Consider the following 17,659-nt stretch of genomic DNA (forward strand, 5'->3'; position numbering starts at 1 on the left):
ACAATAATTAAAATAAAACGGAATTTAACGGCAATGGCTCCCATCTCTAATTTAAAAAAAATATTTATAGCAGGTTCAACAGGTTCAATAGGCAGGGCAGCCGTGGAAGTAGCGTTGTCATATCCTGATAAGATTAAGGTAAATGCAATTTCTGCGGGTCATTATTCTGAAATTTTATTAGAACAGGCTATAAAGCTAAAACCTGAATATTGTTTTATTTCTGATAAAAATGAGGCGTTAAACGCAAGAATATATTTTAAAAAAAATTTTGTAAATGCCGCCGTATTTCATGAAGATAAAGATTTAAAGGAAATAATTGAATCGGACGGCATAGATATTGTTCTTAATTCTATAAGCGGTTCTTCCGGACTTTTAGCCTCGTATTACACTATACTTGCGGGAAAAGATATAGCTCTTGCAAATAAAGAATCTCTGGTCACCGCAGGCGATATTCTCATAAAACTGTCAAAAAAAACAAATTCCAAGATAATTCCGGTAGATTCGGAACATTCCGCTATCTTTCAATGTTTAAGCTGCGGTCTTAAAAAAGATTTAAAGAAACTTATTTTAACCGCTTCGGGCGGTCCTTTTCTTAATACTGAATATGAAAAATTAAGCAGCGTTACAAAAGAAATGGCTTTAAACCATCCTAAATGGAAAATGGGTGAAAAAATCACTATCGATTCATCTACTTTGGCAAATAAAGGGCTGGAAATAATAGAAGCGCATTATTTATTCGGCGTTGAGGAAAATGCCATTGATGTTGTCGTTCATCCGCAGGCGGTTATTCATTCTATGGTTGAATTCCATGACGGAACAATACTGGCTCAACTTGCCGATGCTGATATGAAAGGACCCATAGGTTATGCGTTGTCTTATCCGGAGAGATTAAACGGATTAATGAATTCTATTGATATCACTAAAATAGGCAGCCTGCAATTTTTTGAACCGGATTTGCAAAAATTTCCTTTCATTCTGCTTGCAAGAAATGCATTAAAAATAAAAAAAAGTATGCCGTGTGTTTTCAGCGAAGCTAATGAATTTTTTGTAAAAAAATTTCTTGAAGGAAATATTAATTTTACGGGAATTGCCGAGAAAGTAAAAGAGGTTATGGAAAGGCATATCACTTTTGAAATAGATAATATCGGCGATGTGCTGGAAGCAAAAAGGATAGCAAAAGAAATAGCAAAAGAATTAATATAATTCGCATAGTTTAGATAGCTTACATAGCTTATTAACCTTAACCGCAGTTATGGAGCGTTACGTTACGGCGACAGGCTTAATCAGACAAATAAACTAGGCTATCTAATCCAAATTCATCATAATTATCAGCAGCATTACTATATTTATGGGCAATAAAAAATGCTTATGGGGGCTGCAAAATAAAAAATAAAATGTAATAATATTAATGGGTTATAATTTTAGAATAATAAAAGCGGTGAAGTTGGGGTCAATTCTTTATTAGTATTAATCTACGAAAAAATGGCGTCTGTCCATAATTCTGATTAATTTAAAGTTCTTTAAACTCTAAATCTATCAAATTGGTGATGAGCAGCGTCGCTTCCTTGTATTTTATTTCTAGAGGAGCATCTATTATGACGAGGTCTATTATTTTTATAATAGTATCTTTTAAATAAGCGTTAGCTTTTTGTTTAACTATAAAATTAGATATACTGCTTACTTTATTATTATTTTGCGATTGAACTGGCTCTAATTTTCCGGTTTCTTCATAAAGCGAAATTATATCTAAAAATACCGACCTTAAAGTATATATCAAGAAAGGGTCTATCTCTAAATTTATAATAATTTCAGGCAGAAGCAATATTAAGTTTTCTTCTGAAAGGCCTGTTTGCAATATTTCTTTTATTTTATTTAGTTCCATAGTATAAATTATAATTGATTATTATATTAAAAATAAAAACAGAAAAAAACAGAAAATAATTTTTTAAATTTAAATTAATTAAAATAAAAACAGAAAATAATTTTTTAAATTTACCTTAGCCGTTATATATAATATAATATAATAAAAATGGAGGATTATAAATGATTATTAGCAGTTATTTAAATAAAATTCCAAATATTCACGATTCTGTTTATCTTTGCGACAATATAACAATAATAGGCGACGTTGAAATCAAAAGAGATTCAAGCGTTTGGTACGGTTCGGTTATAAGAGGGGACGTAAATTATATAAAAATAGGCGAAAGAACAAATATTCAGGATAACAGCGTTCTGCATGTCCAGCACGATACCGGACCTCTAATTATAGGAAATAACGTTACCGTAGGTCATAGCGTTAACCTGCATGGGTGTTCTATAGGAGATAATTGTTTAATAGGAATCGGAGCGATAGTCTTAACCGGAGCAGTAATAGGCAATAATTGCATAATAGCAGCCGGCACGGTTATAAAAGAGGGTTTTGTTGTTCCGGAAGGCAGTCTTGTCGCGGGAGTTCCCGGTATTGTAAAAAAAGGTCTTACGCAAAAAGATATAGAATCAATAAGTTCATCCGCTCAAAATTATATAAACTATGTTAAAAATTACAGGAACGACAGTAATTAAGTCAAAAAAAGTTTGAGGTAACTTTGAGATAGCATTATTATAAGATTATAATAATAAATATTTTAATTATTGCGATAAAAAAATGAAAAAATAGGCATTTGCCCGCTAATTAAAAAAATTGTAGCGGCGGGCGAACAAAATATTTAACCGGACTTCGCCGCTGTTAACGGCAACAACCTGATATTACGGTGTTTATTATATTTATTACAGGGTATATATAATGTTTGCTGCAATAGACATTGGAACCAACACAGTAAGATGCATTATCGCAGAATCAAAAAAAGACGTTCTGAGACCTCTGTTTGTCGATATGAAAATTGTCAGACTCGGAGAAAATTTTAAAAAGACAGGGATCATTAATCAATCTGCTATCGATAGGGCAATGAAAGTATTGGCGTATTACTCCGGCGTCATCCGCCGTTATAATATAAATCCCGAAGATGTCATTGCAACAGGCACAAGCGTTATGAGAGACGCCCCGAACGGACAAGCCGTAGCACATAAAATATATGACGAGTTTCGTATTAAAGTCAATATAATAGACGGTGAAAAAGAAGCTGAAATTACGTTATCCGGCATAGAAAATTGTTTCGACGGATTGAAAGATTTTTACGCTATTGACATAGGCGGCGGTTCTACCGAATATATCTGCTGCAAAGCCGGTCTGCCGTTATGGAAAAAAAGTATTAACATCGGAGCTATTCATCTTACAGAAGAATTTTTAAAATCTGACCCGCCTGAACCGGATGAAATATTAAATATGGAGTTGTATATAGAAAATAGCATAAATATTTTGAAGAATGATTTATTAACTTCAGGATATAATTTTCGGCAGCCTCTGAGTCTTTTAGGCACTGCCGGCACGATAACGACTATTGCTATGGTCGATATGCAGCTTGAAGATTACTCCAGAGAAAAAATCCACGGTTATAAAATAAATAGAGAAAATATTAAGAATATATATAAAATTTTTTGCAGCTCCGATAATAAAGAAAGATATAATATAACAGGTATTGAGCATGGAAGGGAAGATTTGGTAATTGCAGGCACCGCAATCTGTCTAAAAAGTATGGATTTTTTTAACGCTTCGCATATAACAGATTCTGAATGCAGTCTGCTTGAAGGACTTATAACTTATGATAAATCTATAGCAGATATCTAAGTATAAAAATTTGAAAAGAAAAGGTGTCTGACACCTTTTCCGAAAGCAAATAAATTTAATCATAAAAAAATTTAGAGGGAATCATATGAAAAATATCATTAAAGAAGCATTAAGTTTTGATGACGTTTTAATTGTGCCTGATTATTCTGATATTTTACCTAAAGATGTGGATATTAAAACAAAATTTTCCAGAAATATCAATTTAAGCATACCGTTTGTGAGCGCTGCGATGGACACGGTAACAGAATCAAGAACTGCAATAGCTATTGCCCGAGAAGGCGGCATAGGCGTTATTCATAAAAATATGACCGTTGAAGAACAAAAAACAGAAGTGGATAAAGTTAAGAAATCTGAAAGCGGTATGATAACTAATCCTGTTACTGTTTTTGCCGAGCAAACAGTTTCTCATGCCTTGGATTTAATGAAAAAATATATGATTTCAGGTTTGCCGGTAGTAATGGACAAAAAACTTGTAGGGATTTTGACTAATAGGGATTTAAGATTTGTAGAGAATACAAACGAAAAAATAGAAAATATTATGACTAAAGAAAATCTCATAACAGTACCGGTCGGCACTACGCTGGAAGAAGCTAAAAAGATACTGCACGAAAGAAAAATAGAAAAACTTCTTGTAGTCGATAAAAATTATAATTTGAAAGGTCTAATAACTATTAAAGACATAGAGAAAATTAAGAAATATCCCAGCGCCTGCAAAGATTCGCTTGGAAGACTGAGAGCCGCTGCCGCGGTTGGAACTTCAAAAGAAACGGAAAAAAGAGTCGCCGCTCTGCTTGAGGCCGAAGCCGATGCCATAGTTATAGATACTGCTCACGGCTATTCCAAAGGTGTTATAGATATGATAAAATACATAAAAAAGAATTTTAATTGTGAATTAATTGCCGGTAATATTGCTACTTACGATGCTGCTGAAGCGCTTGCGAAAGCCGGAATAGACGCAATTAAAGTAGGAATCGGACCCGGTTCTATATGCACTACCAGAATTATTGCAGGCGTCGGCGTTCCTCAGCTTTCGGCGGTTATGGAATGTTCTTTAATTTATGAAAAATATGGTATTCCCGTCATATCTGACGGCGGTATTAAGTTTTCAGGAGATATTTGCAAAGCTCTGGCAGCCGGAGCAAATTCTGTTATGATGGGTAATCTTTTTGCGGGAACCGAAGAAAGTCCCGGAGAAACTATAATTTATCAGGGCAGAAGTTATAAAGTTTACAGAGGAATGGGCTCATTAGGCGCTATGGTTAACGGCTCTAAGGACAGATATTTTCAGTCTCACCAGAACGAAGAATCTAAGTTCGTACCTGAAGGAATTGAAGGAAGAGTTCCCTATAAGGGTAATTTATCGGAAACTATACATCAGCTAATAGGAGGATTAAGGGCAGGCATGGGATATTCCGGCGTACATTCAATAGAAGAAATGAGAACAAAAACAAAATTTATGAAAATTACCTCTTCCGGACTGAGAGAAAGCCATGTGCATGATGTTATAATTACTAAAGAAGCGCCAAATTACAGACTTGATTGATTGCAGCCTGTATAATATTCTATAAATAAAATAAATAAAAAAATTATATCTTATAAAATAAATTATAATAAAACATGAAGGTAAATTCGTCAAAAGTATTAATAATAGATTTTGGTTCGCAATATACGCAGCTTATAGCGAGAAAAGTCAGAGAAAGCGGTATTTACTGCGAAATATATCCTTTTTCAAGCCGGATAGAAAAAATAAAAGATTTTAATCCGGCGGCCATCATTCTTTCCGGCGGTCCATCTTCTGTTTACGATAAAGGCGCGCCTCTAATATCAAATGAAATATTTAAAATAGATGTGCCTTTTCTCGGTATATGCTATGGCATGCAGCTTATCGCCTATTTATTATCCGGTGAAGTAAAACCCGCAAAAAACAGAGAATACGGTTATTCAAAACTGGAAATTGCAAAAAAAAGCAAATTATTTGCCGGATGCGGCGATGATGATCCGGTATGGATGAGTCATGGCGATATAATAGTTTCGCCTCCGAATGATTTTATTATTACCTCAAAAACTGAAAACGGCAATATCGCATCTTTCGAAAATGAGGAAAAAAAAATATACGGTCTTCAATTTCATCCTGAAGTTGCGCATACAATATGCGGACATAAAATATTAAATAATTTTCTATTTGATATTGCAGAAGTTAAAAAAAATTGGAAGTTATCAGATTTCATTGAAGACAAGATTAAAGAAATTAAAACGGAAATATCTCCCGATACTAACGGTAATAATGCCGCCATATGCGCATTATCAGGCGGCGTAGATTCTACTGTAGCGGCAGTATTAGTAAGCAGGGCAATAGGCGATAAACTTGTCTGCATTTTTGTAGATAACGGTCTTTTAAGAGAAAATGAAGCAAGGGATGTTTTTAAATTTTATAAGGAAAATTTATCTTTAAACGTAAAATTGGTAAAAGCCGAAAAAATATTTTTAAGCGCCTTAAAAGGCATAAGCGACCCTGAGAAAAAAAGAAAAATCATAGGAAAATTATTTATTAATATTTTTGAAAAAGAAGCTGATAAAATAAAAAACGCAAAATTTTTAGTTCAGGGGACCCTTTACCCGGATGTTATAGAATCCGTCCCCGTTTATGGTTCTTCAAGCATAATCAAAAGTCATCATAATGTCGGCGGACTCCCAAAAAAATTTAATTTTAAGCTGATAGAACCGCTGAGAGAATTATTCAAAGATGAAGTCCGTTTAATAGGCAAAAAACTAAATATTCCGGATGCGATAACGGAAAGACAGCCTTTCCCCGGACCCGGGCTTGCAATAAGGGTTATAGGCGAAGTTACAGAGAATAGTTTGAAAATGTTGAGAAAAGCCGATACAATAGTAGCCGAAGAGATTAAAAAAAATAACCTTTATAACAAAATATGGCAGTCTTTTCCGGTAATTATTCCGGTTAAAACAGTCGGCGTTATGGGCGACAAAAGGAGTTATGAATCTTTAATCGCTATAAGGGCAGTGACGTCTTTGGACGGGATGACAGCAGATTTTGCAAAATTGGACTATGAAATATTAAGACAGATATCTTCAAGAATCATATCCGAAGTCAAAGGTGTCAACAGAGTCGTTTATGATATATCTTCAAAACCGCCTTCGACTATCGAGTGGGAGTAAAAAGAGCGAAGCAGCAAAAAAACAATAAGTGTATAAGATGAGACAGATAGCGGTAAATATATTATAATTAAATAATAATAAATATAAATTAAATAAAAATCGATATGTTAAAACTTATATAGTAATTAATATTATCGATTATAAATTAAAACTTAGTATAACCGATATAAACGAAAATAAAAATAAAAAAATGGACATCGCCGTAATTAAAGCTAATAACGAAAACCCTGCCGCAGTAAAGGTTCCAGATGCCGCAAACAAAGCGGCAGCGGCTTTAAAATTTGCGCATCTCCATCTTCATTCGCAGTACAGTCTGCTTGACGGCGCAAATAAAATAGACGATATAATAAATAAATCTATAGAATTTAATATGCCTTCCGTTGCCATTACCGACCACGGCAATTTGTTCGGAGCGCTGGAGTTTTATGAAAAAGCAGTAAAAAAAGGAGTAAAACCTATCATAGGATGCGAAGTATATGTTGCTCCAGGTTCGAGGTTTGCTAAAAATCAGAATGAGAAACATTCTTATCATCTGATTCTTCTTGCCATGAACGACGAAGGATATAAAAACTTATGCAAACTTGTATCAAAAGCTTATTTAGAAGGGTTTTACTATAAACCGCGCATAGACAAGGAAATTTTGCAGGAATATAACAAAGGGCTTTTTGCTTTAAGCGCCTGTCTTAAAGGCGAAATTCCGCAAAAAATTTTATCCGGAAATGTTGAAGAAACCGTTAAAAGCGTTCAATTTTTTTCTAAAGTTTTTAATAACGACAGGTTTTATCTGGAAGTCCAGGAAAATGGAATTAAAGAACAAAATATTATAAATAAAGTACTGCTTGAATTAGGACAGAAATATTCCATACCTGTGGTTGCGACAAACGATTGCCATTATTTATTAAAAGAAGATTATGAGGCTCACGATATTTTATTATGCATACAGACCGGTAAAAAAGTAGATGATAAAGACAGGATGAGATTTACGACCAAAGACCTTTATTTCAAGTCTGCACATGAAATGTATGATGCATTTTCGGATTATCCCGAATCCGTTTTAACAAATTCTGCCGATTTGTCCGATAAAATTAATTTCAATTTCAAATTAGGCGAATTTCATTTTCCGGCTTACAAACCAAAGAAAGTTGCTAATATTAGCGCAGATAGCGCTAATAATATATCATCAATATCGGCTGTTAACGGCGACGGCATTCCTGCTGCTGAAAATAGCGAAAATATGGAAGAATTGTTTGAACATGACGCCAGAGAAGGATTTGAAGAAAGAATAAACAGCAAAGAGGTCTATAAACCGCGCATAGAAGAATACAGACAGAGATTGGAGCGAGAAATAGACGTAATAAAAAAGTCTAAGTTTGCAGGATATTTCTTAATAGTTTCCGATTTTATCAAATATTCAAAAGAACACGATATTCCTGTCGGACCCGGAAGAGGTTCTGCAGCCGGAAGTTTAGTCGCATATTGTTTAAAAATTACAGATATTGACCCGATAAAATACGACTTGCTGTTTGAAAGGTTTTTAAATCCGGAAAGAATAAGTATGCCTGATATAGACAGCGATTTTTGCATTAACGGAAGAGACGAAGTTATAAAATATGTTGCTGCAAAATATGGAGAAAGCAATGTTTCGCAAATAATTACTTTCGGAACAATGCTTGCAAAAGGCGTCATCAGGGATACCGGACGAGCCTTAAATATGCCGTACAGCGACGTGGACAAAATTGCAAAACTAATACCTAATACGCTTAAGATAACTCTTGACGAAGCTATAAAAGAGGAGCCTAAGCTGAGGGAGATGATACAGAACGACGATAAAGTAAAAAAGTTGATTGAAATAGCAAAAAAACTTGAAGGTCTTACCAGGCATGCTTCGACCCATGCCGCAGGCGTTGTTATAGCAAATAAACCGCTTAATGAATATCTGCCTCTGTATAAAGGCTCTAAAGACGGCGATGTTGTTACAACCCAGTATACTATGGAAGGCGTTGAAAAAATAGGTCTTATAAAATTCGACTTCCTAGGTCTTAAAACTTTAACCGTCATGAAAGAAGCTATAAATCTTATTAATGAAGCAAATAAAAATAACGGCATAAAAGAAGAATTTGATATTTATAATATAGATTTAGCAGATTTAAAAACATCTAAACTTCTTTCAAGCGGTGATACGACAGGTGTTTTTCAGCTTGAAAGTTCTGGAATGAAAGAATTGCTTTTAAAGCTGGCTCCAAAATCGCTTGAAGATATTATCCCTCTTGTGGCGTTATACAGACCTGGTCCTCTCGGCAGCGGCATGGTTGATGATTTTATTAAAGCTAAAAACGGCGTTAAAAAAATTAAATATCTGCATCCGCTATTAGAGGATATTCTTAAAGAAACATACGGCGTAATATTATATCAGGAACAGATAATGAAGATTGCTATTAAATTAGCTAACTTTTCCATGGGCGACGCCGATGTTTTAAGAAAAGGCGTAGGTAAGAAAAATGCAGAACTTATTGAAAAAATGAGGAACAAATTTATAGAAGGATGCAAAAATAATAATATCGACAATAGCATTTCCGAAAAAATATTTTCGCTTATAACAAAATTCGGAGAATACGGTTTCAATAAATCCCATTCTGCCGCATATGCTCTTGTAGCTTATATGACTGCATATCTTAAGGCTAATTATCCAGATTATTTTATTGCCGCATTGCTTTCAAGCGAAATGTCAAATACGGATAAACTTGCAAAAATAATTAATGAATCTAATCAATCAATAATAATTGCGCCTTCCGTAAATTATTCTACAAAACATTTTACCGTTTTACCGCTGAAGAATCATCCCGATATTAAAGAAAATTTAATTAAAAATGCGTCAAAATATGCCGCAGATATTGTCTCTGCAGCAGTTGATCTAAACGAAAAAAATGTTATACAGATAGGACTGGGAGCAATAAAAAATGTCGGAGACGCGGCTATCGAATCCATTTTATCTGAAAGAGAAAACGGTAACTATAAGGATTTACTTGATTTTTGTTCAAGGGTAGATACCAGAAAAGTTAATAAAAGAACTATAGAAAATCTAATTAAAAGCGGAGCCTTAGATATTAACGGCTATGAAACAAGAAGAAGCATGCTTAAAAAATTGGAACAGGTAATGCAGGAAGCCGCTTCTATTAGACAAAAGAAATCATCTGATCAGTTTGAATTGCCGCTGCTGTTTAATATGGAATCGGATGACGGACATTTTTCTTCTTCATTTAATAAGTTTAATAGCGGTTGGAGCAAAGGGTTTAATGAGGATATCCTATCTGCTGAAGATGCAGCAGCAATTCAGTATGACAAGAAAGAGATTTTAGCTTATGAAAAAGAAGCGATAGGCTTTTATATTTCAGGACATCCTTTAGACGGTTATGAAGAAAAAATAAGTCTTATTACTGATTATTCCATTTCATCTTTTATAAAAGAATGTGTATTAAATGCAAGCGCGGGCGATGATAAAAATAATGACGGCAGCGGGTCTAATCGGGACGTCGTGAAAAATCTGAATTATAAACAAAAATATAATCGAAATGATAAAAAAAAGTATGTTTTATGCGGGATTGTCAATCAGCTGAAGGTGCATAATACTAGAAATAATGAAAAAATGGCGTCATTTGTTTTAAGCGATGCGGATGTATCGGTTGAAGTTGTTTTTTTTCCTAAAAATTATATAAAATATGAAAATATATTCAACACTTCGGAACCGGTGGTTATTTCAGGCAGGGTTGACGAGTCGTCTGACCAGATAAGTTCGGCTGCATCAAAAAAAGATTCTGCCGTGCAAAAAAATAATAGTTCTTATGAAGATAGTGAAAATAGCGAAAATGAATATAAAGATAGCAAAAATTTTACTGACGATGCAGATTTTGACGCGCGCGATTATAATATTAAAATTATCGGGGATACAATCGATTTATTAGACAGTTATATTATTAAAAACAATAAAAGCTTAAAGAATGCGCAAAATGACAATAGTATTAATAAAAATAATAATAGCATTAACGATAGTAAAAATAACAATAATAAAAACATTAATAATATTGACAGCAATAAGCTATGTGTTATTGAAATTTCACCGCAAAATATATATGATAAAAACAAAGAAGAATTTAAAAATTTCATAAATCGGCTAAAAATCGGATTTATAAATTGCAGCGGCACATCAAAGGTTTTAATAAAGGCAAAAAATATCGAGATAAAACTAAATGATGATATATTAGTTGATATAGAAGCTTTGAGAAAAACAGATATTGCGCAAAGCATAAGAATAATCTAATATAAAATATCTTATTAATAATTTATAAATTAAAATAAATATACTGTAAAAATTATGGCAGCATACTTGTTAGATTTTGAAAAACCGATAGGCGAAATTGAAAATAAGATAGAAGAACTGAAAACATTTAATATCAACAGTACGGCGAATGCGGACGAAGAAATAAAAAACCTTGAACTTAAAAGAGACAAGCTTATAAATGAAATATTTAAAAATTTAAATAGCTGGCAGATTGCTCAGCTTTCTAGGCATCCTTCCAGACCCCACACTTTAGACTATATAGATATTATTACCGATAATTTTATAGAAATGCATGGAGACAGGGCGTTTATGGATGACAGAGCCGTTGTCGGAGGATTCGGATTTATCAAAAAAGACAATGCTGCGTCAAAACCGCAAAGAGTTCTTGTAGTCGGGCATCAAAAAGGAAGAACGACTAAAGATAAAATGCAGAGGAATTTCGGTATGCCTAACCCTGAAGGTTACAGAAAAGCTCAAAGACTTTTTAAACTCGCTGAAAAATATTTAATTCCAGTCGTAACCTTCATAGATACTCCAGGTGCGTACCCGGGACTCGGAGCTGAAGAAAGAGGACAATCTGAAGCTATTGCCCGTTCAATTTACACGCTGCTTAATATAAAAGTGCCCGTCATAGCTATAATAATAGGCGAAGGAGGAAGCGGAGGAGCGCTTGCTTTCGGAGCTGCAGATAAAGTTTTTATGCTCGAATATTCTATGTATTCCGTAATATCTCCCGAGGGATGCGCCTCTATTTTATATAAAGACATATCTAAAACCGAAGACGCCGCAAATGCGCTTAAACTTACCTCTAAAGACTTACTCGGTTTGGGTATTATAGACGGAATAATACAGGAACCTCCGGGCGGAGCGCATAGAAATAAACTTGATGCGGCTGCCGGTTTAAAAAATATAATAATAGAAACTATAAACGATTTAAAAAATAAAAAACCGGATATTATAAGGGAAGAAAGAATTAAAAAATGGATAAACATAGATAGGGTAAATAAAGGCTGATTATGGTAGAATTTCCTGAAATTGCATATTTTATGTCCAAAGATTTATTGTCAAAAAATTCAAAGGAAGATGTTTATGAAAAAATTGCCATAACTGCTTCAAAATTTATAAAAAGCGATTTAATTACAATATTTGTTGTTAATGATGAACTCACTAAACCGGGAGGTCCGGAATTATCGGATAAAATAGATTGCGTAAAATACTATAAAAAAAATCAATTTATAAAAGAAGATTTTACGCTAAATATTGGAGAAAGCATAATCGGTTCCGTTATTGAAAACGGCGAACCCATTGTTATTAAAGATTTTAAAGAAAATTTAACCGATGCTTACTATGAAGTTGAGAAACAGTTTTCAGGAATGACGTCTCTTCTGAGCATACCTATTTTTGCCGGACCGCTTGTGCTGGGAGCTCTTAATATTTATTCTGAAAATATTTACGAATTTTCCGAACAGGATGAAGAAATCGGTAATTTTATCGCCTTGATAGGCGGAATATTTATCTATAATTCTACGTTATTTGAAAATGCAAATTTTTTATATCTTAATCAAAAACAGCAGAATGAAAAAATAGGCACTCTTCTTTCAGTATCCAACTTAGTATCGTCCTCGCTGGATTTATCGAACATTTTAAGCTTAAGCGCAGATAAATTAATAGAATTTACCGGCGTAAGCGCAGCCGCAGTATATTTTGTGGATAAAGAAGAGAATAAATTTTGCTATGAATTTTTTAATTGCAGTAAACCGGAATGCGAATTATATAACAGCACACTGCAATGTTACACGTCCCCAAATTTTCAATGCGCGCATATTAACGAAATTTCAAACCTTTGCAAATGCGAAAAATCAGATATAATTCTCTCTAAATGCACTGAATGTCCTTATTTTAGAAGTTTGCGCCTCAAATTATTAAAATTGTATATAAGAGAACAAGGTAAAACACGCGAAGCGGAAAGCATAGTAGATAATAGAAATTTCAGCCGCAATGACGTTGAAGAAGCTACGACGTATGCTTTCGGCAAAACCGAAAATGTTGACGGCAAACCGGCGCCGCCGCCACAATTTATTACTTTGCCGTCCTCATTCGTTGCGGGGGAAGAATTATGTTTAAACTGTCTAAAAATTTTTAAACCCGTCATCAGAAATCTTAATGAAAATATTTTTGAACGCGCAGGAATAATTTCCTCATTCGAAGTCGATAATTATGATAACAATTATAACAAGAACGGCGCAGCATCAGCATACTGCAATAAAAATAACGGCAGTAAAAATATATACAAAAAAGAAAGCAGAAAAGAAAAAAATGATAAATCTTTTAAGGATTTGTTTGAGCTGTGCGAGATAATAATTCCACTTAAAACGGAAAAAAATTTTATTGGATTTATTTTTCTTTTAAATGAGAATAGTCTTGAAAATGAAAACTTGCAAAAAGAAGATAATCACGGCGAGCATAAAAAGAAATATGCAAATAATAAGCCAAACAATGCTGCCGGTTTGATAGACTCCTTAGATTTTTTATCGGCTGTTTCAGACATCATTGCAGTGGCGCTGTCAAATGCCGAAAGTCTTAATGCGGTAGAAGAAGCGCATTTTGAAACTATTAATTCTATGTCCGAAGCGATAGAAGCAAGGGATGAATATACTAAAAACCATGGAGACAGGCTTGTAGAATATGCGACATTAATAGCCTCAAAATTGGGTTTAAGCGAAACTGCTATAAGGGATATAAAATATGGCGCAGTACTGCACGATGTCGGTAAAATCGGTATAAGAGATTCTGTTTTAAATAAACAAGGCAAACTTACCGATGAAGAATATGAAGAAATAAAAAAACATCCTGAAATAGGTTTTAATTTATTAAAAAAGATAAAATTTTTAGCTCCTGTAGCAAATATTGTTCTACATCATCAGGAAAGATACGACGGAAAAGGATACCCTGAGGGATTGCGAGGCAATTCGATACCGGTAGGCTCAAGAATTATAGCTGTTATAGATACTTTTGACGCTATGACCACTGACCGTCCTTATAGAAAAGCTATGCCTAAAGAAAAAGCGCTGCTTGAAATAAAAAAATGTTCAGGGACGCAATTTGACCCGAATATAGTAGATATTTTTTTTAAGGTCGTTTCTGAAGAAGAAACGGCGTTAAAAGAACAATAAAAAAATAGAGCGAAAAAAATAATAAAACAATATGGTGTCAACCCCAATTATTTATAATTATAAAAATTGTAAAATAATAATTAATGAGCGCTAAATATTTTATGATTCAGGGAACATCAAGTTCCGCCGGTAAAAGTTCTATAACGGCGGGTTTTTTGCGTTATTTTGCAAATAAAGGTTTGAACTGTTCGCCTTTTAAGCCTCAAAATATGTCTTTAAACAGCTATGTGACGGATGACGGCTTTGAAATTGCGCGTTCTCAGTCTATGCAGGCTGAAGCAGCCGGCATAAAACCCACAAAGTTTATGAACCCTATCTTAATAAAACCTTCTGAAAATAACCTGATGCATTTGATTGTAAACGGAAAATTTTTCGGCAATATGACTTTTCAGGAGTATAATTCTAAAAAAGCTCAATTTGTCGAAATAATTAAAGAAAGTTTTGAATACCTGTCAGATAAAAATGATATTGTAATTATTGAAGGAGCAGGCAGTCCCGCAGAAATAAATCTTTATGACGCCGATGTCGCGAATATGGGTTTTGCCGAGATTTATAATATCCCCGTGATACTCGTAGCGGATATAGAACGCGGAGGCGTATTCGCGTCTATTTACGGTACTATAATGCTTTTACCGGATAAATGGAAAAAATTAATAAAAGGATTTGTTATTAATAAATTCAGAGGAGACGTATCAATTCTTAAACCGGGGATTGAAATAATAGAAAAAAAAATAGGTATTTTATGTTTAGGAGTTGTGCCGTATATAGAGAATTTATATATAGAAGCTGAAGACAGCCTGAGTTTGGAATACTACGACGGAATTAAAAAAATAATATCCGATAAGAATAATTTTACAGCTCACGGATTCAGACAATTTAAATCTGAAACTTGGAAAAATAAGAACGGCAGGTTTAAAATCGGAATAGTGTATTTAGACAGTATTTCAAATTTTAATGAATTTGACCCTCTTTTTCTTGATGATAGATTTGACGCGTCTTTTATTAAAAATGTACCCGTGCAGGATGCCGATGTAGCAAGATATTTAAACGAATTTGATATAATTATTATCCCCGGAACAAAATCTACTATTCCAGATTTAAAAAAAATTAAAAAAAATGGGTTATTTAACTGCATTAAAAATTATCGTCATAACTCAGACAGTATTATAGTTGGTATATGCGGCGGCTTCCAAATGATGGGAAAGGACATAAATGACCCTATGCGGCTGGAATCTCAAGAATCAAGTATCGAAGGCTTCGGCTTTTTTGATATGGAAACCGTAATAAAAAAAGAAAAAATACTTTTTAACCGGAAGTATAAAATAAATAATAAATTAGATTTTTTTACAGATAAACGCTATGAAGAGATAGTGCTTGACGGCTATGAAATACATAACGGGGTGTCGTCTTTCACCTTCAATACTGCCGGCGTAAAAGAAACGAATATCGTAACGGAAGAAATATTCAGTGATTTTACAGGAAAAGGAATTATATCTATATCTCGAGATAGCGGCAATATTTTAATAGGAACTTATGTGCATGGTTTGTTTGAAAATGATATATTCAGAAATATTATAGTTTCCGCTCTGGTAAAAAAGAAAATAAATGATAAAAATGATAAAAATTGCAGAAATAAATGTGATAAAAATTTAATTATTAATGAAAATACCGTCCGGCACCATGATTTCCATTATAAAAAAGTTAAAAATTATAATTTTGAATTATTAGCAGATGTCTTAGAAAAAAATATAAATATGACTTCGATTGAATCAATATTCTAAAAAAATGCCCATAACTTTTTTATGAAAAATTATGGGCATAAACTTTTAAAAATAAATTAATAAAAATAAGTTAGCTTATTTCTTTTTAGCTGTTACTGTCTTTTTAGCTACCATAGCTGTCTTTTTAGCTGCTGTCTTTTTAGCTGTTTTCTTAACCACTTTTTTAGGTGCCATAGGTGCCTTTTTTACTACTTTAGGCGCAGCAGGCGCTTTTGGTGCGGGAGCAGCCGCTTTTTTGGCGCATCCGGAAAATGCTAAAGTAGATAAAACCAAAAACATTCCTACGATTAACACTGTAAGCTTCTTCAAAATTAATCACCTCCTTTAATATATTTTATTCTATTTTTAGCTATGACTTTTGTCAAGGAAAATTTACAATAATTAAAAATAGTTTATATTGTAATATTGTATTGTTATAATATAAATAAGGTCAGTTTGTCAATTTTAAAATAATCTGCCTGTTTCGGAAAAGGTGTCAGATTAATTTTTTTGCAAATATTTTCTTTGTTAATTGAACTATTCCATATGCAATAAAAATAAAATCTGACGCCTTTTCCTTATATTTTGCTTAACCGAGCAAAGAAATACATAAATATTTTCTATTGCAGGATTGAGGTATATTTATATTATAGTAATATATTAATTTTTTATATATAATAATAGATTATACAATCGTATTGCCAAGAGGCATATTACCGATGTGTATTTTTTAAGATTATTTTTCAGTCTTGATTTTTCATTTTTATTATACACTAAATAAATATTTAAAAAAATAAAATTAATTATGTCATTTTTAAAAGTGAATACTTTTAATAAACAATTCATATTGAACATTATAACCCCTGAATATACCGGCAGCGCTGAAGATGTCGCCGATGAAATTATTAATCTGGGCAGTATTGCCGTTAAGAGCGAAACTTTTCTGTTTCAGCTCAGAAATAAAAATATAAACGGTAAAGATTTGTATTGTATTGCGGTTAAATTGATAAAATTTTTTAGTTTATGCGGCTGCAAGGAAAACAAACCCCTCGTAATTATTAATGACCGTGCTGATATAGCAGCTCTTTCAGGAGCTGATGGCGTCCACGTCGGAGACGACGATTTGCCGCTGACCTATATTAAGAAAATATATCCTCAATTAATTGCAGGCGTCAGCGTTAAAAATCCTGACGAAGCCAAAAAAGCAGAAACTGAAGGTGCGGACTATGTCGGCGCAGGTTCTGTTTTTAATACATCGTCAAAATCGGATGCCGGTAAAGCGATAGGCGTTGACATGTTAGCAGAAATATGCCGTTCCGTAAAAATACCGGTTATAGCCATCGGCGGGATAAACTTAGACAACGTAGAAACAATAATAAACACCGGTATTAAAGGCGTTGCGGTTATAAGCGCCGTTGCCGGAGCCGAAGACCCGCTGGATGCGGCTAGAAAGTTTAATAATATAAGACAATATAAGATAAGATAAGAT

General features: G+C 33.5%; 11 protein-coding genes and 1 pseudogene. 10 read left to right on the forward strand and 2 right to left on the reverse strand.

Annotation, left to right across the window (positions count from 1 at the left end; translation table 11 throughout):
* The first annotated feature begins 33 nt into the window (after positions 1 to 33).
* On the forward strand, positions 34 to 1,203 hold the full coding sequence (locus EVJ46_06670; GenBank protein ID RZD15876.1) for a 1-deoxy-D-xylulose-5-phosphate reductoisomerase: 1,170 nt from the start codon (positions 34 to 36) through the stop codon (positions 1,201 to 1,203).
* Between the two features lie 307 nt (positions 1,204 to 1,510).
* Here EVJ46_06670 and EVJ46_06675 read toward each other — a convergent pair whose 3' ends face one another.
* The gene (locus tag EVJ46_06675; protein RZD15877.1) at positions 1,511 to 1,882 is read right to left on the reverse strand and encodes a hypothetical protein; all 372 of its coding nucleotides are present in this window, start codon (positions 1,880 to 1,882) and stop codon (positions 1,511 to 1,513) included.
* 161 nt (positions 1,883 to 2,043) lie between these two features.
* Between EVJ46_06675 and EVJ46_06680 the strand changes: the two genes are divergently transcribed.
* The 8 genes from EVJ46_06680 to EVJ46_06715 all read left to right on the forward strand — a co-directional run bounded on the left by EVJ46_06680 (position 2,044) and on the right by EVJ46_06715 (position 16,191).
* Entirely contained in the window at positions 2,044 to 2,562 is a 519-nt protein-coding gene (locus EVJ46_06680) for a gamma carbonic anhydrase family protein (GenBank protein ID RZD15878.1), read from the forward strand.
* A gap of 220 nt (positions 2,563 to 2,782) precedes the next feature.
* Positions 2,783 to 3,724, forward strand: coding sequence for a hypothetical protein (locus EVJ46_06685; GenBank protein ID RZD15879.1), 942 nt, complete (start codon positions 2,783 to 2,785; stop codon positions 3,722 to 3,724).
* A gap of 85 nt (positions 3,725 to 3,809) precedes the next feature.
* On the forward strand, positions 3,810 to 5,267 hold the full coding sequence (gene guaB / locus EVJ46_06690; protein ID RZD15880.1) for an IMP dehydrogenase: 1,458 nt from the start codon (positions 3,810 to 3,812) through the stop codon (positions 5,265 to 5,267).
* Between the two features lie 74 nt (positions 5,268 to 5,341).
* The gene (guaA, locus tag EVJ46_06695) at positions 5,342 to 6,901 is read left to right on the forward strand and encodes a glutamine-hydrolyzing GMP synthase (GenBank protein ID RZD15881.1); all 1,560 of its coding nucleotides are present in this window, start codon (positions 5,342 to 5,344) and stop codon (positions 6,899 to 6,901) included.
* A gap of 190 nt (positions 6,902 to 7,091) precedes the next feature.
* Entirely contained in the window at positions 7,092 to 11,216 is a 4,125-nt protein-coding gene (locus EVJ46_06700) for a DNA polymerase III subunit alpha (GenBank protein RZD15882.1), read from the forward strand.
* Positions 11,217 to 11,270: 54 nt separating this feature from the next.
* Positions 11,271 to 12,251 (forward strand): acetyl-CoA carboxylase carboxyltransferase subunit alpha, encoded by a 981-nt coding sequence (locus EVJ46_06705; GenBank protein RZD15883.1) that lies wholly within the window; start codon positions 11,271 to 11,273, stop codon positions 12,249 to 12,251.
* Positions 12,252 to 12,253: 2 nt separating this feature from the next.
* Positions 12,254 to 14,410, forward strand: a complete 2,157-nt coding sequence (locus EVJ46_06710) for an HD domain-containing protein (GenBank protein ID RZD15884.1) — start codon at positions 12,254 to 12,256, stop codon at positions 14,408 to 14,410.
* Positions 14,411 to 14,493: 83 nt separating this feature from the next.
* Positions 14,494 to 16,191, forward strand: a complete 1,698-nt coding sequence (locus EVJ46_06715) for a cobyric acid synthase (GenBank protein RZD15885.1) — start codon at positions 14,494 to 14,496, stop codon at positions 16,189 to 16,191.
* Positions 16,192 to 16,266: 75 nt separating this feature from the next.
* Here the strand turns inward: EVJ46_06715 and EVJ46_06720 are convergent.
* Positions 16,267 to 16,377 (reverse strand): annotated as a pseudogene (locus tag EVJ46_06720) (HU family DNA-binding protein).
* Between the two features lie 598 nt (positions 16,378 to 16,975).
* On the opposite strand from EVJ46_06720, the gene thiE reads away from it, so the two are divergent.
* Positions 16,976 to 17,656 (forward strand): thiamine phosphate synthase, encoded by a 681-nt coding sequence (gene thiE, locus EVJ46_06725; GenBank protein ID RZD15886.1) that lies wholly within the window; start codon positions 16,976 to 16,978, stop codon positions 17,654 to 17,656.
* Positions 17,657 to 17,659: the final 3 nt, after the last annotated feature.

Source organism: Candidatus Acididesulfobacter guangdongensis (genome assembly GCA_004195045.1).
Classification (GTDB): domain Bacteria; phylum SZUA-79; class SZUA-79; order Acidulodesulfobacterales; family Acidulodesulfobacteraceae; genus Acididesulfobacter; species Acididesulfobacter guangdongensis.

Bases quoted from the DNA above. Each gene is read 5' to 3' on its own strand.
- EVJ46_06670 (RZD15876.1), top strand. From the start codon at position 34: ATGGCTCCCATCTCTAATTTAAAAAAAATATTTATAGCAGGTTCAACA.
- EVJ46_06715 (RZD15885.1), top strand. From the start codon at position 14,494: ATGAGCGCTAAATATTTTATGATTCAGGGAACATCAAGTTCCGCCGGT.
- EVJ46_06705 (RZD15883.1), top strand. From the start codon at position 11,271: ATGGCAGCATACTTGTTAGATTTTGAAAAACCGATAGGCGAAATTGAA.
- guaB (RZD15880.1), top strand. From the start codon at position 3,810: ATGAAAAATATCATTAAAGAAGCATTAAGTTTTGATGACGTTTTAATT.
- EVJ46_06710 (RZD15884.1), top strand. From the start codon at position 12,254: ATGGTAGAATTTCCTGAAATTGCATATTTTATGTCCAAAGATTTATTG.
- EVJ46_06700 (RZD15882.1), top strand. From the start codon at position 7,092: ATGGACATCGCCGTAATTAAAGCTAATAACGAAAACCCTGCCGCAGTA.
- guaA (RZD15881.1), top strand. From the start codon at position 5,342: ATGAAGGTAAATTCGTCAAAAGTATTAATAATAGATTTTGGTTCGCAA.
- EVJ46_06680 (RZD15878.1), top strand. From the start codon at position 2,044: ATGATTATTAGCAGTTATTTAAATAAAATTCCAAATATTCACGATTCT.
- thiE (RZD15886.1), top strand. From the start codon at position 16,976: ATGTCATTTTTAAAAGTGAATACTTTTAATAAACAATTCATATTGAAC.
- EVJ46_06675 (RZD15877.1), bottom strand. From the start codon at position 1,882: ATGGAACTAAATAAAATAAAAGAAATATTGCAAACAGGCCTTTCAGAA.
- EVJ46_06685 (RZD15879.1), top strand. From the start codon at position 2,783: ATGTTTGCTGCAATAGACATTGGAACCAACACAGTAAGATGCATTATC.